The 25,915-nt window shown below is 67.6% G+C and carries 23 protein-coding genes; 21 read left to right on the forward strand and 2 right to left on the reverse strand.

The features are described from left to right. Window positions 1-270: 270 nt before the first annotated feature. The 4 genes from AC3RCC_RS20545 (at window position 271) to AC3RCC_RS20560 (ending at window position 4,898) form a co-directional block, all read left to right on the forward strand. A complete protein-coding gene (locus AC3RCC_RS20545) occupies window positions 271-1,191 on the forward strand; it encodes an ABC transporter permease subunit (RefSeq protein ID WP_492256429.1) in 921 nt (306 codons plus the stop codon). Between the two features lie 4 nt (window positions 1,192-1,195). Further along, a complete protein-coding gene (locus tag AC3RCC_RS20550; RefSeq protein WP_492256430.1) occupies window positions 1,196-2,317 on the forward strand; it encodes an ABC transporter permease subunit in 1,122 nt (373 codons plus the stop codon). Window position 2,318: 1 nt separating this feature from the next. Next, complete coding sequence (locus tag AC3RCC_RS20555) at window positions 2,319-3,914, forward strand: ABC transporter ATP-binding protein (protein ID WP_492256431.1); 1,596 nt, start codon at window positions 2,319-2,321, stop codon at window positions 3,912-3,914. A gap of 126 nt (window positions 3,915-4,040) precedes the next feature. Continuing rightward, a complete protein-coding gene (locus tag AC3RCC_RS20560) occupies window positions 4,041-4,898 on the forward strand; it encodes a D-amino-acid transaminase (protein WP_492256432.1) in 858 nt (285 codons plus the stop codon). A 56-nt stretch (window positions 4,899-4,954) separates the two neighbouring features. On the opposite strand, the gene guaD is transcribed toward AC3RCC_RS20560, so the two are convergent. Next, complete coding sequence (guaD, locus tag AC3RCC_RS20565) at window positions 4,955-6,271, reverse strand: guanine deaminase (protein ID WP_492256433.1); 1,317 nt, start codon at window positions 6,269-6,271, stop codon at window positions 4,955-4,957. Between the two features lie 68 nt (window positions 6,272-6,339). Here guaD and xdhA point away from each other — a divergent pair, with 68 nt between their 5' ends. From xdhA to AC3RCC_RS20645, 16 genes are all read left to right on the forward strand, one after another. Next, window positions 6,340-7,863 (forward strand): xanthine dehydrogenase small subunit, encoded by a 1,524-nt coding sequence (gene xdhA, locus AC3RCC_RS20570; RefSeq protein WP_492256434.1) that lies wholly within the window; start codon window positions 6,340-6,342, stop codon window positions 7,861-7,863. 22 nt (window positions 7,864-7,885) lie between these two features. After that, window positions 7,886-10,213 carry a xanthine dehydrogenase molybdopterin binding subunit gene (gene xdhB, locus AC3RCC_RS20575; protein WP_492258810.1) on the forward strand — a complete coding sequence of 776 codons (2,328 nt, stop codon included), beginning with the start codon at window positions 7,886-7,888 and terminating at the stop codon, window positions 10,211-10,213. Next, entirely contained in the window at window positions 10,210-11,076 is an 867-nt protein-coding gene (xdhC, locus tag AC3RCC_RS20580; RefSeq protein WP_492256435.1) for a xanthine dehydrogenase accessory protein XdhC, read from the forward strand. The genes xdhB and xdhC overlap by 4 nt, the downstream gene beginning before the upstream one ends. Next, window positions 11,060-12,619 carry an ABC transporter ATP-binding protein gene (locus tag AC3RCC_RS20585; RefSeq protein WP_492256436.1) on the forward strand — a complete coding sequence of 520 codons (1,560 nt, stop codon included), beginning with the start codon at window positions 11,060-11,062 and terminating at the stop codon, window positions 12,617-12,619. The genes xdhC and AC3RCC_RS20585 overlap by 17 nt, the downstream gene beginning before the upstream one ends. Continuing rightward, window positions 12,606-13,688 carry an ABC transporter permease gene (locus AC3RCC_RS20590; RefSeq protein WP_492256437.1) on the forward strand — a complete coding sequence of 361 codons (1,083 nt, stop codon included), beginning with the start codon at window positions 12,606-12,608 and terminating at the stop codon, window positions 13,686-13,688. The genes AC3RCC_RS20585 and AC3RCC_RS20590 overlap by 14 nt, the downstream gene beginning before the upstream one ends. Continuing rightward, complete coding sequence (locus tag AC3RCC_RS20595) at window positions 13,685-14,608, forward strand: ABC transporter permease (RefSeq protein ID WP_291634167.1); 924 nt, start codon at window positions 13,685-13,687, stop codon at window positions 14,606-14,608. The genes AC3RCC_RS20590 and AC3RCC_RS20595 overlap by 4 nt, the downstream gene beginning before the upstream one ends. Before the next feature lie 28 nt (window positions 14,609-14,636). After that, window positions 14,637-15,713, forward strand: a complete 1,077-nt coding sequence (locus tag AC3RCC_RS20600) for a BMP family ABC transporter substrate-binding protein (protein WP_492256438.1) — start codon at window positions 14,637-14,639, stop codon at window positions 15,711-15,713. Window positions 15,714-15,907: 194 nt separating this feature from the next. Further along, entirely contained in the window at window positions 15,908-17,077 is a 1,170-nt protein-coding gene (locus AC3RCC_RS20605) for an ABC transporter substrate-binding protein (RefSeq protein ID WP_291649508.1), read from the forward strand. 196 nt (window positions 17,078-17,273) lie between these two features. Next, window positions 17,274-18,200, forward strand: coding sequence for a branched-chain amino acid ABC transporter permease (locus AC3RCC_RS20610; RefSeq protein ID WP_291634161.1), 927 nt, complete (start codon window positions 17,274-17,276; stop codon window positions 18,198-18,200). After that, window positions 18,197-19,192: a branched-chain amino acid ABC transporter permease gene (locus AC3RCC_RS20615; RefSeq protein ID WP_492256439.1), complete on the forward strand. Its 996-nt coding sequence runs from the start codon at window positions 18,197-18,199 to the stop codon at window positions 19,190-19,192. Before AC3RCC_RS20610 ends, AC3RCC_RS20615 begins: the two co-directional genes overlap by 4 nt. Further along, complete coding sequence (locus tag AC3RCC_RS20620) at window positions 19,189-19,938, forward strand: ABC transporter ATP-binding protein (protein WP_492256440.1); 750 nt, start codon at window positions 19,189-19,191, stop codon at window positions 19,936-19,938. The genes AC3RCC_RS20615 and AC3RCC_RS20620 overlap by 4 nt, the downstream gene beginning before the upstream one ends. 3 nt (window positions 19,939-19,941) lie before the next feature. Then, window positions 19,942-20,640 carry an ABC transporter ATP-binding protein gene (locus AC3RCC_RS20625; protein ID WP_492256441.1) on the forward strand — a complete coding sequence of 233 codons (699 nt, stop codon included), beginning with the start codon at window positions 19,942-19,944 and terminating at the stop codon, window positions 20,638-20,640. A 68-nt stretch (window positions 20,641-20,708) separates the two neighbouring features. Beyond that, window positions 20,709-22,097 carry an ethanolamine ammonia-lyase subunit EutB gene (locus AC3RCC_RS20630; RefSeq protein WP_492256442.1) on the forward strand — a complete coding sequence of 463 codons (1,389 nt, stop codon included), beginning with the start codon at window positions 20,709-20,711 and terminating at the stop codon, window positions 22,095-22,097. After that, window positions 22,094-22,951: an ethanolamine ammonia-lyase subunit EutC gene (gene eutC, locus AC3RCC_RS20635; RefSeq protein ID WP_492256443.1), complete on the forward strand. Its 858-nt coding sequence runs from the start codon at window positions 22,094-22,096 to the stop codon at window positions 22,949-22,951. Before AC3RCC_RS20630 ends, eutC begins: the two co-directional genes overlap by 4 nt. Continuing rightward, complete coding sequence (locus tag AC3RCC_RS20640; protein ID WP_492256444.1) at window positions 22,951-23,409, forward strand: cupin domain-containing protein; 459 nt, start codon at window positions 22,951-22,953, stop codon at window positions 23,407-23,409. Before eutC ends, AC3RCC_RS20640 begins: the two co-directional genes overlap by 1 nt. 108 nt (window positions 23,410-23,517) lie before the next feature. Then, window positions 23,518-23,892, forward strand: a complete 375-nt coding sequence (locus AC3RCC_RS20645) for a PilZ domain-containing protein (protein ID WP_291634147.1) — start codon at window positions 23,518-23,520, stop codon at window positions 23,890-23,892. A 190-nt stretch (window positions 23,893-24,082) separates the two neighbouring features. Here AC3RCC_RS20645 and AC3RCC_RS20650 read toward each other — a convergent pair whose 3' ends face one another. After that, window positions 24,083-25,327, reverse strand: a complete 1,245-nt coding sequence (locus tag AC3RCC_RS20650; RefSeq protein ID WP_492256445.1) for a flavin-dependent oxidoreductase — start codon at window positions 25,325-25,327, stop codon at window positions 24,083-24,085. 174 nt (window positions 25,328-25,501) lie between these two features. Between AC3RCC_RS20650 and AC3RCC_RS20655 the strand changes: the two genes are divergently transcribed. Then, complete coding sequence (locus AC3RCC_RS20655) at window positions 25,502-25,888, forward strand: HU family DNA-binding protein (protein ID WP_184231591.1); 387 nt, start codon at window positions 25,502-25,504, stop codon at window positions 25,886-25,888. The last annotated feature ends 27 nt before the right edge of the window (window positions 25,889-25,915 follow it).

The raw sequence follows: 25,915 nt of genomic DNA on the forward strand, positions 1-25,915 counted from the left end.
CGGGCTTGACCGACTGAACAGGCACGACCTTCCCCCTCTCCCCCTGCGGGAGAGGGTTGGGGTGAGGGGGCGGACGACGCTTCATCGTCATGATCGGGCTTGTCCCGACCATCCACGTCTTCCTGTGACGAATGCGGTGCTCGAGACGTGGATGCTCGCCACAAGGGCGAGCATGACGGGTAGACCTGAGCGCCCCCTCATCCGGCCCTTCGGGCCACCTTCTCCCGCAGAGGGAGAAGGGAAGAATGGCGGGGATCCCGGCGCAATCTGATGCTCACCTACATCCTGCGCCGCTTCGCCACCGCGATCCCCACCCTGTTCGTGATCGTCACGCTCTCGTTCTTCCTGATGCGGCTCGCACCGGGCGGGCCGTTCGATCTCGAACAGCCGCTCGAAGCCAAGGTGATGGAGAACCTGCGGCGGATCTACCAGCTCGACCAGCCGCTTCACGCCCAGTACCTGACCTATCTTGGCGCTCTGCTGCGCGGCGATTTCGGCCCCTCCTTCTATTTCCGCGATTTCTCGATCGCCGAACTGTTCGCGCAGGGGCTGCCGGTCTCGATGCGGCTCGGCGCCTCGGCGCTCCTGCTCGCCCTCGCCATCGGCGGCCCGCTCGGCGCGCTCGCCGCCTTCGGCCAGAATGGTGGGGCCGACCATGCGGTGATGGGCTTCGCCACCGCCGGCATCACCATCCCGAACTTCGTCGTCGCCCCGGTGCTGCAGATCATCTTCGGGCTGACTCTGGCCTGGCTCCCGGTCGGCGGCTGGAATGGTGGTGCCTTGCGCAACACCGTCCTGCCGATCGTGACGCTCGCTTTGCCGCAGATCGCCGTGATCGCCAGGATGACGCGGGCGGCGATGATCGAGACGCTGCGCGCCAACCATATCCGGACCCTGCGGGCGCAGGGCCTCTCGGGCGCGACCATCGCCCTGCATGCCGGGCGCGGGGCCGCCCTGCCGGTCATCTCCTATCTCGGCCCGGCGGCGGCGAGCCTGCTCACCGGCTCGGTGGTGGTCGAGACGATCTTCGGTATTCCCGGCATCGGGCGCTATTTCGTCGAAGGCGCGCTCAACCGCGACTACACGCTGGTGATGGGCACGGTGGTCGTCGTCGCCATCTTCGTGCTCGTCTTCAATCTCGTCGTCGATATCCTCTACGCGCTGCTCGACCCGCGCGTCAGGCTGGATTGAGCCGATGAGCGAGGCCGTACCACTCCCCGCCCCGCCCGCCGGCCGCACGCTCTGGCAGGATGCCCGCATCCGCCTGCTGCGCAATCGCGCCGCGGTCGCGAGTCTCGTCGTGCTGGCGCTGATGACGCTGATCTGCAGCTTCGGGCCCTGGTTCACCGGCCACCCTTACGACCGGGTCTATCAGGACTATGTCCGCGTGCCCGCCAGCCTCTCGGCCTATCCGAAGGCCGAGGCCCTGCCCGCCGCCGTCCAGCGCATCGCCTCGCGCATAAGGGCGACGCCGAGCGAGATCACGGTGGAAGCGCAGGAGGTCCGGCTGGTCCTGACGGCGCAAAGACCGATCGACCAGCGCCTGCTGGTCTATTTCGACCGATCCGACCAGTTCGGCACGCCGCGGCTCCTCGCGAGCGAGCAGGATGGCCGCCGGCTCGCGCTGGCCGTGCCGATCAAGCGCCAGCATTTCCTGTTCGGAACCGACAGCAATGGCCGCGACCTCCTGACCCGGACCCTGGTCGCCGGCCGCGTCTCGCTCGCCATCGGCCTGCTCGCCACCGGCGTCGCGCTGGTGATCGGCGTCGCCTATGGCGCCACCGCCGGCTATCTCGGCGGGCGCATCGACATGGTGATGATGCGCATCGTCGACGTGCTCTATTCGCTGCCCTTCATCTTCCTGGTGATCCTGCTGGTCGTGTTCTTCGGCCGGAACTTCATCCTGATGTTCCTCGCCGTCGGCGCGATCGAATGGCTCGACATGGCCCGGATCGTCCGGGGCCAGACGCTCTCGATCAAGCGCCAGGACTATGTGCTGGCAGCCGAAGCGCTCGGCGTCTCCACCGGCGGCATCCTGAAGCGCCATGTCATCCCCAACACGCTCGGCCCGGTGATCGTCTACGTCACCCTGCTGGTGCCGAAGGTGATCCTGCTCGAAAGCTTCCTCTCCTTCCTCGGCCTCGGCGTGCAGGAGCCGATGACGAGCTGGGGCGTTCTGATCTCGGACGGGGCACGGGCGATCCAGGCGACGCCCTGGATGCTCGCTTTCCCGGCGGCCTTCCTGGTGACCACCCTGTTCGCCCTGAATTTCCTCGGCGACGGCCTGCGCGATGCGCTCGACCCCAGGGATCGCTGAGATGGCGAGCGAACCCGTCCTCGCCATCCGCAACCTCAAGGTTCGCTTCCGCACCAATGACGGGCCGTGCGAGGCGGTGCGCGGCATCGACCTCGACGTCGCAGCCGGCGAGTTCGTCGCCATCGTCGGCGAATCCGGCTCAGGCAAAAGCCAGAGCGTGATGGCGGCGATGGGTCTCCTCGCCAGCAATGGCGAGGCTTCCGGCTCGATCCGCTATCGCGGCACAGAGCTGCTCGGCCTGTCCCCGGCCAGGCTCAACGCCTATCGCGGCAGGAAGCTCGCCATGATCTTCCAGGAGCCGATGACCTCGCTCGATCCGCTGTTCCGGATCGGGGCGCAGATGGCCGCGCCGCTGCGCCGGCATCAGGGCCTGTCGCGCAAGGCGGCGCGGGCGCGGGCGCTCGAACTGCTCAAGCTGGTGCGCATTCCACATCCGGAGCGGCGGCTCGATTCCTATCCGCACGAGCTTTCCGGCGGCCAGCGCCAGCGCGTGATGATCGCCATGGCGCTCGCCAATGATCCCGACATCCTGATCGCCGACGAGCCCACCACCGCGCTCGACGTCACCATCGAGGCCGAAATCCTGGCGCTGATCGCCGAGCTCAGGCAGCGCCTCGGCATGGCGGTGATCCTGATCAGCCATGATCTCGGCCTCGTCAGGAAATATGCCGAGCGCGTCCATGTGATGAAGGCCGGCGAGATCGTCGAGAGCGGCGCGACCTCGGCGATCTTCGAGCGGCCGGTGCACCCCTATACCCGCGCCCTGCTCGCGGCCGAGCCGCATGGCCGCAAGGCTCCGCCTCCCGCTAATGTGCCGATCCTGCTCGAAGCCCGCGACCTGCGCGTGACTTTCGACCTTTCACGGGGCCTGTTCGGGCGGCACAAGGCGGTGCTGCATGCCGTCGATGGTGTCGATCTCAGCCTGCGGCGCGGCCAGACCATCGGCATCGTCGGCGAATCCGGCTCGGGCAAGTCGACGCTCGGCCGGGCGGTCCTGCAATTGGTGCCGGCGGGCGGGCTGGTGCGCTTCGAGGACCGGGCACTGACCGGGCTCGACCGGGCTGCGATGCGCCCGCTGCGCCGGAGCCTGCAGGCGGTGTTCCAGGACCCGTTCGGCTCGCTCTCGCCAAGGCTGACCGTCGGCGAGATCGTCACCGAAGGGCTGCTCGTCCATGAGCCCGGCCTGTCGCGCACCGAGCGGGAGCGCCGCGCCGCGCAAGCGCTCGCCGAGGTCGCACTCGAGCCCGCCCTGCGCAACCGCTATCCACACGAGTTCTCAGGCGGCCAGCGCCAGCGCATCGCGATCGCCCGCGCCATGATCCTGCACCCGGCCTTGGTCGTGCTCGACGAGCCGACCTCGGCGCTCGACCGCACGGTTCAGGCCAGCATCGTCGCTTTGCTCAAGCAGCTGCAGGCGCGGCACGGCCTGTCATATCTCTTCATCAGCCATGACCTTGCCGTGGTCCGGGCGATGTCCGACGAGATCATGGTGATGAAGGACGGCAAGGTGATCGAACGCGGGCCGACCGAAGCGATCTTCGAGACTCCGCAGGAGGAGTACACGCAAAGATTGATCGCTGCCGCGCTGAAATGCTGAACCGTCAGGCATCCGGCCGCGCTCTGCGCCTGGCGCCGAGCGGCAACACGGCCTGCCCTCTCGCATCGCCAGCTCCGCTCGGATAGGAAAGGTGCGCCTTTGTCCACCCAGCAAGAGACCCGAGCGATGAGCCGTACTGTCTATGTCAATGGCGCCTATCTTCCCGAGGAAGACGCCACGATCTCGATTTTCGACCGCGGCTTCATCTTCGGCGACGGCATCTACGAGGTTTCGGCCGTGCTCGGCGGCAAACTCGTCGATTGCGAGGCCCATCTGATCCGGCTGGAGCGCTCCTGCAACGAGATCGGCCTGAAGCTGGCCTGGAGCCGCGACGAACTGATCGCGATCCATCAGGAACTGATCGTTCGCAACAAGCTCGACGAGGGCTCGATCTATCTGCAGGTCTCGCGCGGCGCCGCCGACCGCGACTTCGCCTTCCCGAAGGACATCAAGCCGACGATCGTCCTGTTCACCCAGGCGCGCCAGTTCGCCGACATCCCGCAGGTCAAGACCGGGATCAAGGTGGTCAGCACGCCGGATCTGCGCTGGGCCCGCCGCGACATCAAGAGCGTCAACCTGCTCGGGCCGGTGCTGGCCAAGCAGTTCGCCGCCGAGAACGGCGCGCAGGAAGCCTGGCTGATCGAGGACGGCGTCGTCACCGAAGGCGCCTCGTCGACCGCCTGGATCGTCAAGGGCAAGACGCTGATCTCGCGCCCGCTTTCCAACAAGGTGCTGCCCGGCATCACCCGCAAGGCCGTGCTCGCCTTCCTCGCCGAGAGCGGCTTCAGCTTCGAGGAGCGCGAATTCACGCTGGCCGAAGCGCTCGATGCCGAGGAAGCTTTCATCACCTCGGCGACCAGCCTGGTGATGCCGGTGACCACGATCGACGGCCATAGCATCCACAATGGCGCGCCGGGACCGGCGACGCTCCGCCTGCGCGAAATCTATCTCGAGCATGCCCGCAAGGGCGGTGCGCTCGGCTGATTGACTATCCGTCAGCGTTCACATCGCCGTCCGTCGTCCGGATGTTCAACAATTTTTCAATGTGTTGAACATCCGGAGGCAAGCTCGCCCATCACATAGGTCGCGATCACGTTGCGCTCGTCGCCGAGCGTGACCAGCACGAAGAGTTCCTCCGAAAGATCGCGCACGGTCTCGAGCCTGTGCGCCATCGCCCGCGTCGCGGCGGGATCGAGCACCACGACATCCGCCTCACGGCCGGGCTCGAACGAGCCGATCAGCTGGTCGAGGCCGAGCGCGACCGCATTGCCGAGCGTAATCGCGTGCAGGGCCTCGAAGGCCGAGAGCGACTGCCCCTGCAATTGCAGCACCTTGTAGGCCTCGGCCATGGTCCGCAGCATCGAGTAGGAGGTGCCGCCGCCGATATCGGTGGCGAGCGCGACCTTGACGCCCTCGCGCCGGGCCCGCTCCCAGTCGAACAGGCCGGAACCGAGGAAGAGATTCGAGGTCGGGCAGAAGACCGCGACCGCACCATGCTCGGCGAAGGCGCGCCATTCGCGCTTGGTCATGTGGATGCAGTGGCCGAGCAGGCTCTTCTGGCCCAGCAGGCCGTAATCCTCGTAGATGCCGGCATAGTCGGCGGCTTCTGGATAAAGCTCGCGGGCGAAGGCGATCTCGGCCCGATTCTCGTTGATATGGGTCTGGACGAAGCAGCCTGGATGCTCCGCGACCAGGCGCTGCGAGGCCGCCATCTGCTCAGGCGACGAGGTCACGGCGAAGCGCGGCGTGATCGCGTAGAGTTGCCTGCCCTTGCCGTGCCAGCGGCCGATCAGCGCCTTGCTCTCGGCATAGCCGCTTTCGGCCGTGTCGGTCAGCGCCGGCGGCGCGTTGCGGTCCATCATCACCTTGCCGGCGATCATCCTTGTGTTGCGGCGATGCGATTCGGCGAAGAACGCCTCCGCCGATTTTTCGTGCACCGAGCAATAGACCGCCGCGGTCGTGGTGCCGCTCGCCAGGAGTTCGTCGAGCAGGAAGCGCGAGAGCTTTTCGGCATGGCCCTGCTGCTCGAGCTTCTGCTCCTCGACGAAGGTGTATTTGTTCAGCCACTCCATCAGCTGCGCGCCATAGGAGGCGATCACCTGCGTCTGCGGCATGTGGATATGGGCGTCGATGAAGCCAGGCATGATCAGATGCGGGCGATGGTCGATGATCTCGGCCCCCGCCGGCAGGGTCGGCAGCAGCCCCCTCGCCTCGCCGGCCGCCCGGATCAGCCCGCCCTCGACGATCAGCAGCCCGTCCTCGACATAGCGATGCGCGGCCGCGCCGGCGCCATGGGGATCGCCGACGAACCAGAGAAGCCGGCCCCTCAGGGCGCGGACCGCATCCTGCCTGCTCAACCTGCACACTCCGGCGCCGATACCTATCTTATCTGCACCAAATCAAAGCTTCCGGCCAAGCGACGAACATGCCTAATCTCAGGGCATGTTCGCGATTTGCTCTCGACGGGGCTGCCATGCGTGAAACCGTCCGCTTCCTGCTCGGCGACGAGCTGGTCGAGATCGCAAGCTGCGATCCGACCCGGACGGTGCTGGACTGGCTCCGGCTCGACCGGCGCCGCACCGGCAGCAAGGAAGGCTGTGCCGAAGGCGATTGCGGCGCCTGCACCGTCGTCATCGGCCGCCTCGACGAAGGCCATCTGCGCTACGAGGCGATCAATGCCTGCATCCGCTTCCTCCCGACATTGGACGGCTGCCAGCTCCTGACGGTGGAGCATCTGAAAGGCGCGGACGGCACGCTTCATCCCGTGCAGCAGGCGATGGTCGACTGCCATGGCTCACAATGCGGCTTCTGCACGCCGGGCATCGTGATGTCGCTGTTCGCACTCTGGCTGAACGAGGCGGCACCATCCATCGCGCGCATCGAGGAAGCGCTCGCCGGCAATCTCTGCCGTTGCACAGGCTACGAACCAATCATCGCGGCCGGGCTGCGGGCGGCTGCGGCCGACCGCTCTCAGGACCGCTTCGTCGCAACGCAGGCCGGCATCGCCGCCCGCCTCGCCGAACTGCGTGACAGACAGACTGTGGCGATAGGCGATGGCGAGCGACGCTATTACGCCCCGGCCACTACGGAAGCCCTCGCCGAGCTCGTCGCCGCCCACCCGCAGGCGACGCTGATCGCCGGCGCGACCGATGTCGGGCTCTGGGTGACCAAGGGCATGCGCCGGCTCGATCCCGTGATCCATCTCGGCCGGATCGAGGCACTGCGCGCCATCTCCGACGAAGGCGACCATCTGCGCCTCGGCGCGATGGCGAACCATGTCGCCGTGCGCAAGGCGCTCGCAGCCATCTCTCCGCAGCTCGACGAAATGATGCGCCGCTTCGGCGGCGAACAGGTGCGCAATGCCGGCACGATCGGCGGCAACATCGCCAATGGCTCGCCGATCGGCGACCTGCCACCCGCGCTGATCGCTTTGGGAGCGACGCTGGTGCTGCGCCAAGGCAGTGAACACCGGACAATCCCGCTCGAAGCTTTTTTCCTCGACTATCGCAAGCAGGACCGGCGCGAGAGCGAGTTCGTCGAAGCCGTGCTGGTACCGAAACTGCCGGCCGATGCGCTGTTCCACGTCTCGAAGATCTCGAAGCGCTTCGACGAGGACATCTCGGCCCTGTGCGGCGCCTTCCTGCTGCGCCGTGATGCCAACGGCCGCATCGCCGAGGCCTGCCTCGCCTTCGGCGGCATGGCCGGCATCCCGAAGCGCGCGAAGGCGGCGGAGGCGGCCCTGCTTGGCCGGTACTGGAACGAGGCCACCGTCGCCGCCGCCATCGCCGCGCTCGCGGGTGATTTCACGCCGCTCACCGACATGCGCGCCTCGGCGGCCTACCGGCTGAAAGTCGCGGGCAACCTGCTGCGGCGGTTCCTGCTCGAAACGACCGTTCCCGAAGCGGCGACCCGGGTCGCCGGCCTGCTGGCGGAGGCCGCCCATGGCTGACGCACGCAAACGGCTCGACGCCATGGAGACGCGGCCGATCGTCGGCTCGCCGCTGAAGCACGACTCCGCTGCCAAGCACGTCGCCGGCGAGGCCGTCTATGTCGACGACATCCTGGAGCCGGCGGGAACCGCCCATGCGTGCCTCGGCCTCTCCAGCATCGCCCATGGCCGGCTTCTGTCGCTCGACCTGTCGGCGGTCGAAGCCGCGCCCGGCGTCCTCGCCGTCCTGAGCGCCGCCGATATTCCGGGCGAGAACGACATCTCCTCGACGCACAAGCATGACGAGCCGGTCTTCGCGGCCGAGGCGATCCTGCATCACGGCCAGCCGCTCTTCGCGGTGATCGCCACGACCCGCGAGCAGGCGCGGCATGCCGCGGCGCTGGCGAAAGCGGAATACGAGGAAGCTGCGCCCCTGCTCGACGTCGCTTCGGCGCGCGCCGCAGGCGGCGAACTCGTCACCGAGCCGCTGAAGCTCGAACGCGGCGATGTCGCCGCCGGTCTCGCGGCGAGCCCGCGCCGGCTCAAGGGCGCGATGGCGATCGGCGGGCAGGACCACTTCTATCTCGAAAGCCAGATCGCCCTCGCCATTCCCGGCGAGGATGACGACATGCTGGTGCACTCCTCGACGCAGCATCCGAGCGAGGTCCAGCACATGGTCGCGACTGTGCTCGGCGTCGGCGCCCATGCGGTGACGATCGAGGTCAGGCGCATGGGCGGCGGCTTCGGCGGCAAGGAAACGCAGGCCAATCTCTTCGCCTGCGTCGCAGCGCTGGCGGCCCGCAAGCTCGGGCGGCCGGTGAAGCTCAGGCCCGATCGCGACGACGACATGGTGATCACCGGCAAGCGCCATGACTTCGTCGTCGATTACGAGATCGGCTTCGACGATGACGGGCGCATCCATGCGGTCGACGCCGTCTATGCGGCGCGCTGCGGCTGGAATGCCGACCTTTCCGGCCCGGTCACCGACCGCGCTTTGTTCCACATGGACAATTGCTATTTCTACCCGGCAGTACGGGCCCGCTCCGAGCCTCTACGGACGCATACGGTCTCGAACACCGCCTTCCGCGGCTTCGGCGGGCCGCAGGGCATGGTCGGGGCCGAACGCTTCATCGAGGAGGTCGCCTACGCCACCGGGCTCGACCCGCTGGAGGTGAGACGGCGCAATCTCTATGGCGGCGAGGACCGGCTGACGACGCCTTATCACCAGCAGGTCGAGGACATGATCGCCGGCGAGGTGATCGACGAGCTGGAACGCGACTGCCATTACCGCGAGCGGCAGCAGGCGATCCGCGCCTTCAACCGCGAGAGCCCCGTCATCAAGCGCGGCATCGCGCTGACCCCGGTGAAATTCGGCATCTCCTTCACCGCGACCTGGTACAATCAGGCCGGCGCGCTGGTGCATGTCTACACGGACGGCACGATCTCGCTGAACCATGGCGGCACCGAAATGGGCCAGGGGCTCTACCAGAAGGTGGCGCAGGTCGTAGCCCAGGCCTTCGGCATCGGCCTCGACAAGATCAGGATCACCGCGACGACGACCGGCAAGGTGCCGAACACCTCGGCGACCGCCGCCTCCTCCGGCTCCGACCTCAACGGCATGGCGGCGCTCGATGCCTGCGAGACGATCAAGGCACGGCTCGTCGCCTTCGCCGCCGAGCGCTGGCAGGAGGCCCCGGAAGCGATCGCCTTCCTGCCGGGGCGAGTTCGGATCGGGGCGCGCGAGATCGCCTTCGTCGAGCTGGTCAAGGCCGCCTATATGGCGCGTATCCAGCTTTCGGCCACCGGCTTCTATGCGACGCCGAAAATCCACTGGGACCGCAAGGCCGGGCGCGGCCACCCGTTCTACTATTTCGCCTATGGCGCAGCGGCGACCGAGGTCGCGATCGACACGCTGACCGGCGAGTACAAGGTCGAACGCGTCGACATCCTCCATGATTGCGGCAACTCGCTGAACCCGGCGATCGACAAGGGTCAGATCGAGGGCGGCTTCGTCCAGGGTATGGGCTGGCTGACCACCGAGGAGCTGGTCTGGGACGAGAAGGGGCGCCTCAGGACCCATGCGCCCTCGACCTACAAAATCCCCGTCGCCTCCGACCGCCCGCGCATCTTCAACGTCGCATTGCTGGAGAACGCCCCGAACCGCGAGCACACGATCCATCGCTCCAAGGCGGTCGGCGAGCCGCCGCTGATGCTGGCGATCAGCGTGCTGCACGCTCTGTCGGATGCGGTCGCCAGCGTCGGCGAGCATCGCTTCTGTCCGAAGCTCGACGCACCGGCGACGCCCGAGCGCGTGCTCGACGCGGTCGAGCGGGTGCGGGCCCTGGCTGCAGCCGCGGAGGGCGCATCATGACGCTCTCCGATTTTCTCGGCAGGCAGCTCGGTGAAGGCGCGATCATCGTCCGCATCGAACGCGCGCAGGGCTCGACGCCACGCGAGGCCGGGGCGACGATGATCGTCTCGCACCATGCCAGCGCCGGCACGATCGGCGGCGGACAGCTCGAATTCCATTGCCTCGACCTCGCCCGCGAGATGCTGGCGACCGGCGAGGATCGGCGCCGGATCGACCTGCCGCTCGGCCCGCAAATGGGCCAATGCTGCGGCGGGCGCGTCGAGGTCTCGCTGACGCGCGCCATCCCCGCCGACCTCGCCGCCCTGCGCGCGAGCGAGACGAAAGCGGCTGCCCGCCGGCCGCAGGTGCTGATCTTCGGCGCGGGGCATACCGGCCGGGCGCTCGCGCACTGCCTTTCCCTGCTGCCCTTGGCAGTGACGCTGATCGACGACCGCCCTGACCAGTTCGCGGACCTGCCCGAGGCCATTTCCTGCCTGCACCTCGACGATCCCGAGCAGGCACTCGTCACGGCGCATGCCGGCGCTGCCTTCATCGTCCTGACCCACAGCCATCCGCTCGACTACCGGCTGGCCGAGGCGGCGCTTCTGCGCGGCGATGCGGCCTATGTCGGGATGATCGGCTCAGGCACGAAACGCGCCCGCTTCGAGGCGAGCTTCCGCCGCCGGCATCCCGGAAGCACGGCTTTGACGCGCCTGACCTGCCCGATCGGTGGATCGGATGTGCATGACAAGCGTCCGGAGGTGATCGCGGCCTTGACGGCGGCCGAGCTGGTACGTTGGTTGCTTGGCGAGAAGGCGGCCTTCGCGGGGAAGGACGCCACCCTGCCAGAGAAAGGCCGAGCCGCCCATGACGCAGCCGCCTGACGAGACGGCCTCCTTACGTCTGGCGCTCGCCCATGTCTCCAAGAGCTTTCCGGGCGTGAAGGCCAATCAGGACATCAGCTTCGGTGTCCGCCCCGGCGAGATCCATGCCCTGCTCGGCGAGAACGGCGCCGGCAAGTCGACCCTGGTCAAGATCATCTACGGCGTGCAGCGCGCCGACGAAGGCGAAATCCGCTGGGACGGCCACCCCGTCGAAGTCCTCTCGCCCAAGGCCGCCCGCAAGCTCGGCATCGGCATGGTATTCCAGCATTTCTCGCTGTTCGACGGCATGACGGTGCTGGAGAACATCGCGCTGGGCCTCGACGAGAAGGTCCCGGCGGAAGAGCTGAAACGGCGGATCAAGGCGATCCTCGACAGCTATTCGCTGCCGCTCGACCCGAACCGCGAGGTGCACACGCTTTCGGTCGGCGAGCGCCAGCGCATCGAGATCGTGCGCTGCCTGCTGCAGAAGCCAAAACTCCTGATCATGGACGAGCCGACTTCGGTGCTGACCCCGCAGGAGGTCGAGCGCCTGTTCGACACCCTGCGCCAGATCGCCGCCGAGGGCTGCTCGATCCTCTACATCAGCCACAAGCTCCACGAAATCAAAGCGCTGTGCTCGGCCGCGACCATCCTGCGGGCCGGCCGGGTCGTCGCAACCTGCGATCCGCGCACGGAATCGACCCGGCGCATGGCCGAGCTGATGATCGGAGCGGAGCTGAAAAGCATCGAGCGTCCCGCGGGAACCGGCGAGGCGCGCCGAGCCCGCCTCGTCGTCAGCGGACTGAACATGCCGGGCGAGCCGCCCTTCGGCACCGACCTGAAGACCATCGGCTTTACCGCTTATGCCGGCGAAATCCTCGGTATCGCCGGCGTCGCGGGCAATGGACAGGCCGAGCTGCTGCTGGCTCTGTCGGGCGAGCGCCGCACCGCCTCGGACGATGCCGTCAAGCTCGACGGGCAGGCGCTCGGTCATGCCGATGCCGGCCGGCGCCGCGCCGCCGGACTCGCCTGCGTGCCTGAGGAGCGCAACGGTCACGCCGCAGTGCCGGATTTCTCGCTCGCCGACAATGTCGTGCTGACGGCGCGGCATCGGCTGCCGCTGGCGCCTTCGGGCCTGATCCGGCAAGGTCCGGTCGATGCCTATACGCGCGAGGTGATCCAGCGCTTCGACGTTCGCACCACCGGCCCCGCAGCCTTCGCCGGCGCGCTCTCCGGCGGCAATCTGCAGAAGTTCATCATGGGTCGCGAAATCGGCCAGAATCCTGAGGTCCTGGTCGTCGAGCAGCCGACCTGGGGCGTCGATGCCGGCGCCGCCGCCGCGATCCGGCAGGCGCTGGTCGATCTCGCCGCCAGGGGCTCGGCGATCGTGGTGATCTCGCAGGACCTCGACGAGCTGCTCGAATTGGCCGACCGGCTCTGCGTCATCAATGAGGGCCGGCTTTCGGAAGCCAGGCCGGTCGCCGGGCTTAAGCTGGAGGAGATCGGCCTGCTGATGGGCGGCGTCCATGGCGAGGCGGTAGCAGCGGACCATGCCCATGCTTGAATGGCGCCGCCGCAGCGAACCAAGCCGGGCGATGCTCTATCTGAGCCCGCTGATCGCCATCGCCCTGACCATGCTGACCGGCATGCTGGTGTTCAGCGCGATCGGCTATGACGGCTTTCACGCGGTCAAGGCGATCTTCCTGACGCCGCTGCTCGAACCGCAGCGCTGGGCCGATCTCGGCGTCAAGGCCGCGCCGCTGGTGATCATCGCGCTCGGCCTCGCCATCGGTTTCCGGGCCAATGTCTGGAACATCGGCGCCGAGGGGCAATATGTGATGGGCGCCATCGCCGGCACCGGCGTCGCCTTGCTCACCCATGACATGACCGGCTGGTGGATCCTGCCCGCTATGGCGCTGGCCGGCGTCATCGGCGGCGGCGCCTGGGCCGCGATCCCCGCCCTCCTCAAGGTCCGGCTGCAGGTCAGCGAGATCCTGACCAGCCTGATGCTGAGCTATGTCGCCGTCCAGTTCCTGTACTACCTCGTACGTGGCCCGTGGAAAGACCCGGACGGCTTCAACTTCCCGCAGACCAAGATGTTCAGCGGCGATCAGGTCCTGCCCGCCATCGCGGAGGGCTCGCTGGTCCATCTCGGCGTTCCCGTCGCATTGCTGCTGGCGGTCATCGCCTGGTTCGTTCTGGGCAGGACGGTCGCCGGCTACGCGGTCAGGGTCGTGGGGCGGGCGCCAGCGGCCGCTCGCCATGGCGGCTTCGACGCGAACCGCATCACCTGGGCCGCCCTGCTCGCCAGCGGCGGGCTCGCGGGCCTGGCCGGGCTGTTCGAAGCGGCGGGTCCCTTCGGCCAGCTCACCCCGCAATTTCCGGTCGGCTACGGCTTCACCGCGATCATCGTCGCCTTTCTCGGACGGCTCTCGCCGATCGGCATCGTCTTCGGCGGCCTCGTCCTCGCGGTAACCTATGTCGGCGGCGAGATCGCGCAGAGCACCGTCCGGCTGCCGCAGGCGGCGACCGGCATGTTCCAGGCGATGCTGCTGTTCTTCCTGCTCGCCACCGACGTGCTGGTGCGCTGGCGGCTCGCCTTCCGGCGCGGCCACGCGAAGGTCGCGCCATGACCAGCATCATCCTCGTCTCGATCTTCATGACGCTGGCAGCGGCGGCGACGCCGATCCTGCTGGCCGGCCTCGGCGAGCTCGTCACCGAGAAGGCCGGCGTTCTCAATCTCGGCGTCGAGGGCATGATGCTCTGCGGCGCGGTGACCGGCTTCGCGGTCGCCTACAGCAGCGGCAGCGTCACGCTCGGCCTCGTCGCCGCGGCAGTCGCCGGCCTCCTGGCGGCGATGATCTTCGCCCTGCTGACGCTCGGCCTCGGCTCCAATCAGGTCGCGACGGGGCTCGCGCTGACGATCTTCGGCATCGGGGTCTCCTCGCTGTTCGGCGCCGGCTTCGTCGGCCGCACCATCCAGCGGCTCGGCCCGCTCTTCCCCGCCGACTACGCCAACCATCCCTGGCTGCGCCTGGTCTTCGGCCATGACGCGCTGGTCTATCTCTCGCTGCTGCTGGTTCTCGCCGTCAGCCTGTTCCTGCGGCGCACGCGGGCCGGGCTGATCCTGCGCGCCGTCGGCGAGAACGCCGAGTCCGCCCATGCGATCGGCTATCGCGTGCTCGCTATCAGGGCCGCCGCGACCGGCTTCGGTGGCGCGCTCGCCGGGCTCGGCGGCGCCTATTTCTCGCTGGCGCTGACGCCGATGTGGGCCGACCGGCTGACCGCCGGGCGCGGCTGGATCGCGCTCGCCCTCGTCGTCTTCGCCGCCTGGAAACCGGGGCGGCTGCTGCTCGGCGCCTATCTCTTCGGCGCGGTCGCGACCTTCGAGCTGCAGGCCAAGGCGGCCGGCATCAGCTGGATCGCGCCGGAGGTGCTGGCGATGACACCCTACCTTGCGACCATTGTGGTTCTGACGATGATGTCGCTAGGAACGAGAACCGGCGGCCGCAACGCGCCCGCCTGCCTTGGCAAGCCTTTCCCGGCGCCCTAGCGCCGAAACCGACAACGGGGAGCACATCATGTCGACCATCATCACCCGCAGGACGCTTCTGGCCGGCGCCGCCGCGACCTCGGCCCTGCCGCTCATCGGCAGCGCCAGCGCGCAGGAGCCCTTCGGCGTCGGCTTCATCTATGTCGGACCGGTCGGCGACCATGGCTGGAGCTGGACGCATGACCAGGGCCGCCTCGCCCTCGAGAAGGAATACGGCGCCAAGATCAAGACCAGCTTCATCGAGAACGTCGCCGAAGGCCCGGATGCGACGCGCGCGCTGCGCCAGCTCGCCCAGGCCGGCAACAAGCTGATCTTCGCCACCTCGTTCGGCTTCATGAACCCGACCATCCAGGTCGCCAAGCAGTTCCCGAAGATCTTCTTCGAGCACGCCACCGGCTATCAGCGCGCCGAGAACGTCGCGACCTACAATGCCCGCTTCTATGAGGGCCGCGCCGTGATCGGCACCATCGCCGGGCACATGTCGAAGGCCGGTCAGGCCGGCTACATCGCCTCCTTCCCGATCCCCGAGGTGGTGATGGGCATCAACGCCTTCCATCTCGCCGCCAGGAAGGTAAACCCGAACTTCAAGACCAAGGTCATCTGGGCCTCGACCTGGTACGACCCGGCCAAGGAAGCCGACGCCGCCAAGGCGCTGATCGACCAGGGCGCCGACGTCATCACCCAACATACCGACAGCCCCGCCGCCCTGCAGGCGGCCGAGCAGCGCGGCGTCTTCGCCTTCGGCCAGGCCTCCGACATGAAGGCCTTCGCGCCCAAGGCGCATCTGACCGCGATCGTCGACGACTGGTCGGGCTATTACATCCGCCGCGTCAAGGAGGCGATGGACGGCAGCTGGAAGAGCGGCGACATCTGGGGCGGCCTCAAGGAGGGCATGGTCAAGATCGCCCCCTATAACGACGCGATGACGCCGGCTGCCCGCGCCGCCGCCGACGAGGTCCAGAAGGGCATCATCGCCGGCACGCTCCACCCCTTCACCGGCGAGCTCAAGGACCAGAAGGGCACGCTGCGCCTGAAGGCCGGCGAGACCGCCAGCGACGAGATGCTGTCGAAGATGGACTGGTATGTCGACGGCGTGCAGGCCTGAGGCAGCTATCGAATAAGGCGTCATGCTCGGGCTTGGCCCGAGAATGGCGCCTCGATCCACGCACGAAAATTACCCGCAGGCCCCCCCTTGCAGATATTTTAAGCTTGAAACAATATGACTGCCGACGCCGTCTGGACGGGGATGGGGAACCCCGCCGGCGGCCGTATCTGGCACGTCCCGGGAGGACATCAGACATGAATCTCAAATTCGCATTGTCGCTCAGCGCCGGCATGCTCGCGCTCGGGCTTTCGAGCGCCCAGGCGCAGGAACCGTTGAAGATCGGCGTGGTCAGCGTGCTGACCGGGCCTGCGGCGGCCCTCGGCCAGCAGGTTCGCGACGGCTTCCAGCTCGCGGTCGACCAGAACGGCGGCAAGCTCGGCGGCGTGCCGGTGCAGATCACCATCATCGACGACGAGCTGAAGCCCGATGTCGCGGTCGGCAAGGTGCGCAGCTTCGTCGAGGGCGGCAAGGTCGACTTCGTCGTCGGCCCGGTGTTCTCCAACATCCTCGGCGCGATCGCCAAACCCGTGCTGGATTCCGGCGCCATCCTGATCAGCCCGAACGCCGGCCCGTCGACCATGGCCGGCAAGGCCTGCCACCAGAACTTCTTCGTGACCTCGTACCAGAACGACCAGGTCCACGAGGTGCTCGGCAAATACGCCCAGGACCAGAACTACAAGAAGGCCTATATCATCGCGCCGAACTACCAGGCGGGTAAGGACTCGCTGGCCGGCTTCAAGCGCTATTTCAAGGGCGAGGTCCTCGACGAGGTCTATGTCCCGCTGACCTCGCTCGATTTCTCGGCCGAGCTCGCCAAGATCGCTTCGGCGAAGCCCGACGTGGTCTTCGCCTTCCTGCCCGGTGGCCTCGGCGTCAACTTCGTCAAGCAGTGGTCGCAGGCCGGCCTCACCGGCAAGGTGCCGTTCCTCTCCGCCTTCACGGTCGACGAGTCGACCCTGCCGGCGCAGCAGGACGCCGCGGTCGGCATGTTCGGCGGCATGACCTGGGCGCCGAACATGGACAATCCGCAGACGAAGAAGTTCGTCGCGGCCTATGAGGCGGCCTACAAGATCGTGCCCGGCTCCTATGCCCAGCAGGCCTTCGACGCCGCGCAGCTGATCGACTCGGCCGTGAAGGCGGCGGGCGGCACCGGCGACAAGGACAAACTGCGCGCCGCGCTCAAGAAGGCCGATTTCACCTCGCTTCGCGGCAAGTTCAAGTTCAACACCAATGGCTACCCGATCCAGGACTTCTACCTGGTCAAGGTCGCCAAGCGGCCGGACGGCAAGTTCCAGACCGAGATCGCCCAGAAGGTGTTCACGGACTACGCCGATCCGCACGCCAAGGATTGCGCGCTCAAATAGGGCGGCTGAACCTCGGGAACCCCTCTCCTGAAAGGAGAGGGGTAGGGGTGAGGTGTTCGTAGCAACATCGTTGGCCTGAACCTGACCGCGCGGTCAACGCTCGCGGCGCTGGTCCGGCGACCCACACCTCACCCTGCCCTCTCCTTACAGGAGAGGGTTCCCCGCGCCTTTTCCGACAGCCGATCGCGAACGACCGATGACCACCGGCCTCCTCCTTGTCCAGATCCTGAACGGGCTGCAGTTCGGCATCCTGCTGTTCCTGGTGGCGGCAGGGCTGACCCTCGTTTTCGGCGTGATGGATTTCATCAACCTGGCGCATGGCGTGCAGTACATGCTCGGCGCCTATCTTGCGGTGACCTTCGTCGCACTGACCGGCTCCTTCGTGCTCGGGCTGGTGCTGGCGCTGGCGGCGGCGCTGGTCTTCGGCCTCGCGCTCGAATTCCTGGTCTTCCGACATCTCTACGAACGCGACCATCTCGACCAGGTGCTGGCGACCTTCGGGCTGATCCTGCTGCTCAACCAGGGCGTCAAGATCATCTGGGGCGCGGCGCCGCTCTCGGTGCCGGTGCCGGAGTTCCTCTCTGGCAATGTCGCGCTGCTGGACGGCATCCTCTATCCGACCTACCGCTTCGCACTGATCGGGGCGGGGCTCGCCGTCGGCCTGCTGCTCTGGTTCGTCGTCGACCGCACCCGCACCGGCATGCTGCTGCGCGCCGGCGCCTCGAACGCCCCGATGGTCTCGGCGCTCGGCGTCGACATCCGCAAGCTGTTCATGATCGTCTTCGCCTTCGGCACCATGCTGGCCGGCTTCGCGGGGGCGATGGCGGCGCCGATCCTCTCGGTCGAGCCCGGCATGGGCGACACCGTCCTGATCCTCGCCTTCGTCGTCATCGTCATCGGCGGCATCGGCTCGATCCGCGGCGCCTTCGTCGCGGCCCTGATCGTCGGCCTCGTCGACACGCTCGGCCGCTCCTTCATGAACGATTTGCTGCGCCTGTTCATGAGCGCGCCCTCGGCCCGGGCCACCGGCGCCGCCCTCTCCTCCATGCTGATCTACCTCCTGATGGCGGTGGTGCTGTTCCTGAGGCCTGAGGGGCTCCTGCCCTCGCGGGGTCGCACATGAGCACGGCTCCGGCGCTGGCGGAGACGGTGGCCGCCCCGGCCCCGCGCAGGCGCGGCCGGCTGCTGCTGCCGATCCTGCTCTTTGGGCTGCTGGCGCTGGCGCCGCTCGCCGTCAGCCTCGGCATGCCCTCCGGCTGGCTCGCTCTGCTGACGCGGGCGATGATCTTCGCGATCGCGGCGCTCTCGCTCGACCTCATCCTCGGCGTCGGCGGGCTCGTCTCCTTCGGCCATGCGGCCTTCCTCGGCATAGGCGCCTATGTCACCGGCATCATGATCACCGAAGGACAGGCCGAGGCGCTGCTGATCCTGCCGGTGGTGCTCGGCATCTGCGCCCTGTTCGCCGCGATCACCGGGGCGATCTGCCTGCGCACCCGCGGCGTCACCTTCATCATGATCACGCTCGCCTTCGGCCAGATGGTCTATTTCCTGGCGCAGGCGCTCTCGGCCTATGGCGGCGATGACGGGCTGACGCTCTACGAGAAGAGCACCATTGCCGGCCTCGATCTGTTCTCGACCCGCACGGGCTTCTTCTATTGCGTGCTCGCCGCGCTCGCCGGCTGCTATGTGCTGGTGCGCATCCTCGTCGCCTCGCGCTTCGGACGCATCCTGCGGGCGACGCGCGAGAATCCGGTGCGGGTCTCTGTCACCGGCTTCGACGTCACCCGCATACGGCTCGTCGCCTATGTGATCAGCGGCATGGTCGCAGGGATCGCCGGCTTCTTCCTCGCCAACCACACCGATTTCGTCAGCCCGGCCTTCATGTCCTGGCAGCGCTCGGGCGAGCTGATCTTCATGGCGGTGCTCGGCGGCGTCGGCTCGCTGCATGGCGCGATCATCGGCGCCATCGCCTATCTCATCGCCGAAGACGGGCTCTCGCATCTGACCGAGCATTGGCGGGTGATCTTCGGGCCGCTGATCATTCTTTTCGTGCTGTTCACCCGTGGCGGCATCGTCGGCATGCTGCGCAAGCTGGGCGGGGGTGGCGGCGCATGAACGAGCCCGTCCTCACGCTCGAATCCGTGCGCAAATCCTTCGGTGCGCTCAAGGTCACCGACGATGTCAGCCTCTCCTTGGCACCCGGCGAACTGCATGCGCTGATCGGCCCGAACGGCGCCGGCAAGACCACGCTCGTCCACCAGATCTCCGGCATGCTCAAGCCCGACAGCGGCGCGATCCGCTTTCGCGGCGAGGACATTTCGGCGCTGCCGCCGGAGAAGCGGGCGCGGCGCGGCCTCGCCCGCACCTTCCAGATCACCTCGACGATCGCCTCGCTTTCGGTGCTGGAGAATGTCGCACTCGGCGTCCAGGCCAAGGCGGCGCATCCGCTCTCGCTGTTCCGTAATGCGGCGCGCGACGCGGCGCTGAACCGCCCTGCCCTGGCGGCGCTGGAGGCGGTAGGTCTCGCCGACCGTGCCGAGGTTCCTGCCGGGCGCCTCTCGCATGGCGAGAAGCGGGCGCTCGAACTCGCCATGGCGCTGGCGCTGGAGCCGGCCGCGATCCTGCTCGACGAGCCCTTGGCCGGCGTAGGCCGCGAGGAAGGCGAGCGCTTGATCGAGCTGCTCTCCAGCCTGAAGGGCCGCTATGCCATGCTCCTGGTCGAGCACGACATGGCGGCGGTGTTCGCGCTCGCCGACAAGGTCAGCGTGCTGGTCTATGGCCGCGTCATCGCCTCGGGCGAGCCGGCCGACGTCAGGGCCGACCCGGCCGTGCGCGAAGCCTATCTCGGCGAGGAGGGCTGAACCGTGCTGACGGTCGAGAACCTCGATGCCGGCTATGGCGAGGCGCAGATCCTGTTCGGCGTCGATCTTGCGGTCGGCGCCGGCGAGGTCGTGACCCTGCTCGGCCGCAACGGCATGGGCAAGACCACGACGATTCGCTCGATCATGGGGCTGATCCGCCCGAAGGCCGGGCGCGTCAGCTTCGGCGGCGTCGACCTCACCGGCAGCGCGCCCTTCCGCCTCGCCCAGGCCGGGATCGGCCTCGTCCCGGAAGGCCGCCAGATCTTCCCGACGCTCTCGGTCGAGGAGAACCTGATCGCGACGGCGGCCAGCCGCTTCGGCCAGCCGCGCTGGACGCTGGAGCGGGTCTACGCCTTCCTGCCGCGACTCAGGGAGCGCCGCGCCAATCGCGGTAACCAGCTGTCCGGCGGCGAGCAGCAGATGCTGGCGATCGGCCGGGCGCTGATGACCAATCCCAAGCTCGTCATCCTCGACGAGGCGACCGAGGGGCTGGCGCCGATCATCCGTCAGGAGATCTGGGCCTGCCTCGCGGCGCTGAAGGCCGAGGGCGAGTCGATCCTGGTGATCGACAAGAATGTCGATGCGCTGGCCAAGATCGCCGACCGGCATATCGTGCTGGAGAAGGGCCGCGTCGTCTGGCGCGGCACGAGCGAGGAGTTGCGAAGCGATAGTGCGGTCAAGGACCGCTTCCTGAATCTGTAGAGGCAGGTCCGCCTCCAACGCGATGACCGGACCGTGCTCTGGCGAGAGCTGGGGAGGGAGACAGGCAAATGGGGTATCGCGTCGCGGTCGGCGGAACCAGCCATGCCTTCGCCGATCTCCGCGAGCTGATGGCGAAGGCGTCGCCGCCGCGCTCCGGCGACCAGCTGGCGGGGCTCGCCGCCGGCAGCATGCAGGAGATCATGGCGGCGCGGATCGCGCTGGCGGACCTGCCGCTGCGGACCTTCCTGCATGAAGCGCTGATCCCTTACGAGGACGACGAGGTCACGCGCCTTATCATCGACACGCATGATGCGGCGGCCTTCGCGCCGGTCGCCGCGCTCACCGTCGGCGAGTTCCGCGACTGGCTCTGCTCCGATGCGGCGACGAGCGAGGTGCTGGCCCGGCTCGCCCGGGGCATCACGCCGGAAATGGCGGCGGCGGTGTCGAAGCTGATGCGCAACCAGGACCTGATCCTGGTCGCGCGCAAATGCCGGGTCGTCAGCCGTTTCCGCAATACGCTCGGCCTGCCCGGGCGGCTCGCTGTGCGCCTCCAGCCCAATCACCCGACCGACGATGCCGCCGGCATCCTCGCCTCGATCATAGACGGGCTGAGCTATGGCTGCGGCGATGCGGTGATCGGCATCAACCCGGCCTCGGACAGCCTCGGCCGGATCGGCGAGCTGCTGCGCCTACTCGACGAGCTGATCGCCCGCTTCGAGATCCCCACGCAGGGCTGCGTCCTGACGCATGTCACCAGTGCGATCGCTCTGATCGGGCAAGGCGCGCCGGTCGACCTCGTCTTCCAGTCCGTCGCGGGTACGCAGGCCGCCAACACCTCCTTCGGCATCGACCTTTCCCTTCTGCAGGAGGGGATGGAGGCCGGCCGCTCGCAGCAACGCGGCACGACCGGCGACAACCTGATGTATTTCGAAACCGGCCAGGGCTCAGCCCTTTCGGCCAACGCCCATCACGGCGTCGACCAGCAGACGCTGGAAGCGCGCGCCTATGCCGTCTGCCGGGCTTACGAGCCGCTATTGGTCAACACCGTCGTCGGCTTCATCGGGCCGGAATATCTCTATGACGGCAAGCAGATCATCCGGGCGGGGCTGGAAGACCATTTCTGCGGCAAGCTGCTGGGCGTGCCGATGGGTTGCGACATCTGCTACACCAATCATGCCGAGGCCGACCAGGACGACATGGACACGCTGCTGACCCTGCTGGGCACAGCCGGCGTCAATTTCATCATGGGCGTGCCCGGCGCCGACGATGTGATGCTGAACTACCAGTCCACCTCGTTCCACGACCAACTCTATATCCGCGAGGTTCTCGGCCTGAAGCGCGCCCCCGAGTTCGAGGCCTGGTTGCAGCGCATGGACATCACGGATGCGACCGGGCGCCTGAGCGCGAGGCAGGGCGGACAGGCCCTTCTGGCGGCCCTGCCAGGCAGGGCAGCATGAGCGAGAAGCCAAAATCCGGCGCGCCGCAACTGGCCGAGCTCGCGACGCTCACGCCGGCCCGCGTCGCGCTCGGCCGTTCGGGCGCCTCCGTGCCGACGCGGGAAGTGCTCCGCTTCGGCATGGCCCATGCCCAGGCCCGCGACGCAGTGCATGCGCCGTTCGACGCCGACGACGTGGCCCGCCGGCTTGCAGCACTCGGCCTCGCGGTGATCCAGGTCGACAGCGCGGCGGGCTCGCGCGAGGCGTATCTGCGCCGGCCCGATCTCGGGCGAAGTCTCTCACCCGGAAGCCGCGAGGCGCTGACGGCACGGTATGGCGACTTCGACCTGGCGATCATCGTCGCGGACGGGCTCTCCTCGACGGCGGTTCATCGAAATGCCATTCCCTTGGTCGCGGCGCTGTTGCCATTATTGGCCCGGCAGGGCCTGCGGCTCGCCCCGCTCGTTGTCGGGCGCCAGGCGCGGGTTGCTCTCGGTGACGAGATCGGCGCGGCGTTCGGCGCACGTGCTGTGGCCATACTGATCGGTGAACGTCCCGGCCTGTCCTCGCCGGATTCTCTCGGCGCCTATCTGACTTTCGCGCCAAGAGCAGGCCTCACCGACGCCAACCGCAACTGCATCTCGAATATCCGACCGGGGGGCCTCGCCTATGAGCCCGCGGCCTTCAAGCTCTCCTGGCTGATCGCCGAGGCTCTTCGCCGTTCGCTGACCGGAATCGGCCTCAAGGACGAGAGCGATCTCGCTATCGAGACGAGCGAAACTGCGATCTCTGACGCCGCCTCGCTTTCCGGCGCGGTTGCGAACACGGAACCACCTCGCACTTCCGACGCATTCACTGGAGAAGGAGACCGATGATGAAGCCGCTGACCGCCGGCGTGACGCGCGCCAATGAGGGCATCGACGCGATCACCTGGAACATTCTGGGCCAGACCTATGTGCCCAAGACCCTGAGCGAGGACAGCTTTTCCTGGCATGCCACCTTCCCGCCCGGCACCTTCGTGCCGCCGCATATCCATCCGACCCAGGACGAGTTCATCTACATGCTGGAAGGCCGGCTCGATCTCGTGCTGGACGGCCAGGAATCGCATGCGCTACCGGGCGACCTGATCCGGCTGCCGCGCAACGTCCCGCACGGCCTGTTCAACAAGGGCGACACGCCGGTGAAATGCCTGTTCTGGGTCGCGCCGACCGGCCGGCTCTATGATCTGTTCTGGGCGATTCACTCGATGAAGGAGCAGAAACCGGCCGAAGTCGTGGCGCTCTCGGCTCGCTACGAGATCGACTTCCTGCCGCCTCCACCGGACGCCGGCTGAACCGGCTCCGGCAGGTGCGTCGCCGGCATTAGGGTTAATCAAGGGTAAGGCGCGCGAAGGATGGTATTTCGGCGCATGATGCGGGCCTCCACCAGGAAGGTTCGGCCCATGCCCGCCGTCACCACCGAACGCCGCCAGCATGCCCGCAGCCGCACGCTCATCGGCGCCCAGATCATCTTCAACCAGCGTCGGTCGACGCTGGATTGCACCGTCAGGAATCTGTCCGAGCACGGGGCGCTGCTCGTCCTCTCCGACGCGGTCTCGACGCCCGAGCTGTTCGAGCTTTATCTGCCGCTCAAGCGCGAAAGCCACATGGTGCGCGCGCGCTGGCGCGACGGCGCGCGTCAGGGCGTCGAGTTCACGCGGCCTGCCAAGCCGGATAACGAGCCGGCCCCGCTCGACCTGCTGCACCGCCTCAAGCAGCTCGAGCAGGAGAACGCGCAGCTGAAGGCAAGAATCGCCCAGCTGACGGAAGCCGGCTGAGCCCGGGCGGGTGCTCCCGGCATCTGGACGAACCGGATCGACAGGGTCGTTCGGCTCATGCCGTCATTCCAGCCGGAGCGAGGCGGAACACCGGAAGCCGTCATAGGACTCCGGCGCTCTATGATGGTTTTCGGAGCTGCCCCACTTTGCGGCTTGTCCGGATGACGAGCCAGCGCGAGCGAAATTCGTTCTACCGGCGCGGCGCCAGTTGCTCCTTGGCGAAGCCGGCCTTGCCGGCATAGGTCTTCACGATCATCTCGCGCTTGGCATAGGACAGCACGCGCTCGACATCGTCGAAGCCGTTCGGCGCCAGCTCCTCGACGGCATCGATGACCCGCTCCGGGCCGCCGGCCCGGTTCATCGCCACGATCTCGGCCGTCGCCGGCAGGCGCTGCGCCTCATAAGCGGCGAGGGCCTGGCGCGGATGCTCGGCCCGGACCAGCAGGTCGGCGAGACAGCGGGCATCGAGGATCGCCTGCGAGGCGCCGTTCGAGCCGACCGGGTACATCGGATGGGCGGCATCGCCGAGCAGGGTTACGCGGCCATGGGTCCAGCGCGGCAGCGGATCGCGGTCGCACATCGGATAGTCCCAGAAGCCCGGCGTCGCCTGGATCAAGGCGAGGATGTCGACGCCCGGCACCGTGAATCTGCGGGCGAAGGGCAGCACGTCCTCGAGCCGGCCGGGCTTCGACCAGGCCTCTTTCGGCGGTGGCTTGGCGGGATCGCCGGTGCGGATGTTGACCACCCAATTGGTCAGCCGCGTTCCCGGCTTATTCCCTTCCGCTATCGGATAGAGCACGAGCTTGCCGGCCATGCCGCCGGCAATGATCATGCTCTCGCCATCGAGAAAGGCCGGCCAGTCGCAGGCGCCGCGCCACATCTGCACGCCGTTCCAGCGCGGTGCGCCCTGGTCGGGGAAGTAGTGGGCCCGTACCGTCGAATGGATACCGTCGGCGGCGATCATCAGGTCGGCTCGCGCGGTTTCTCCGCCCTCCCCGCGGCGGGAATCGGTGAAATGCGCGGTGACGCCGCCTTCGTCCTGCAAGAAGCCCTGGAGGCGCCGGCCACAGCGCAGCGCCTCCGGCCCGAGCCGGGCCACGACCGCGTCCCTGATCACGCCCTGGAGCCGGCCGCGATGGATCGAGAACTGCGGGACCGGCGCACCTGCATGCAGGCCGCGCGGTTCGCGCCAGACCGCCTGCCCGAAGCGGTTCATGTAGACGAGTTCGCGGGTGCGGATCGCCACGGCGTCGAGAGCCGGCAGCAGGCCGAGCTCGGCAAGCTCGCGAATGGCGTGCGGCAAGGTGTTGATGCCGACGCCGACCTCCCGGATATCGCTGGACTGCTCGTAGACGGTCGCGGCGATGCCGCGTGCGTGCAGCATGAGCGCCAAGGTGAGGCCGCCGATGCCGCCGCCGACGATAATGACCTTCATGCGCGCTCGTTCCCCATTATTATTTCAAGCTTGAAATATCAGCGCGAAGCTTGTCAATCGCCCCGCTCCGTTGCTTCCGCCACCCGGGCAGGGCCGGAAAAGCGCATTTTCCGCGGAACGAAGCCGTATTCTGTGCGTATCTAGGCCCAATGCTGTCGTTTTTGGATGGCAGCCATGCAACACGGTGGGTTCGCGCGCGACAGCGCACCGATTCGCCGCGACGCTCCGGCCTTCAAAAGCGGTGCCGGAGCGAGGCTACTCTCATCATTGCTCTTCCAGGAGGGTTGTATGACCAAGAACGAACTGATCGCCGCCATCGCCGACGAGACCGGCAAGACCAAGGCTGACGTCTCGGCCATCCTCGGCTCGCTCGCCGGCGTCGTCGCCAAGACCCTGAAGTCCGGTGGTGACGTCACGCTCGGCGGCATCGGCAAGCTGGCGGCGGCCAAGCGCGAGGCCCGCGAAGCCCGCAATCCGTCGACCGGCGCGACGATCAAGGTTCCCGCCAAGACCGTCGTGAAGTTCAAGGTCACCAAGGATCTCGCCGACGCCGTCGCCTGAGGCGCCCGGCTTTCAAAGATCAGGAGC

This window comes from Allobosea sp. GW823-FHT01F03 (genome assembly GCF_058798075.1).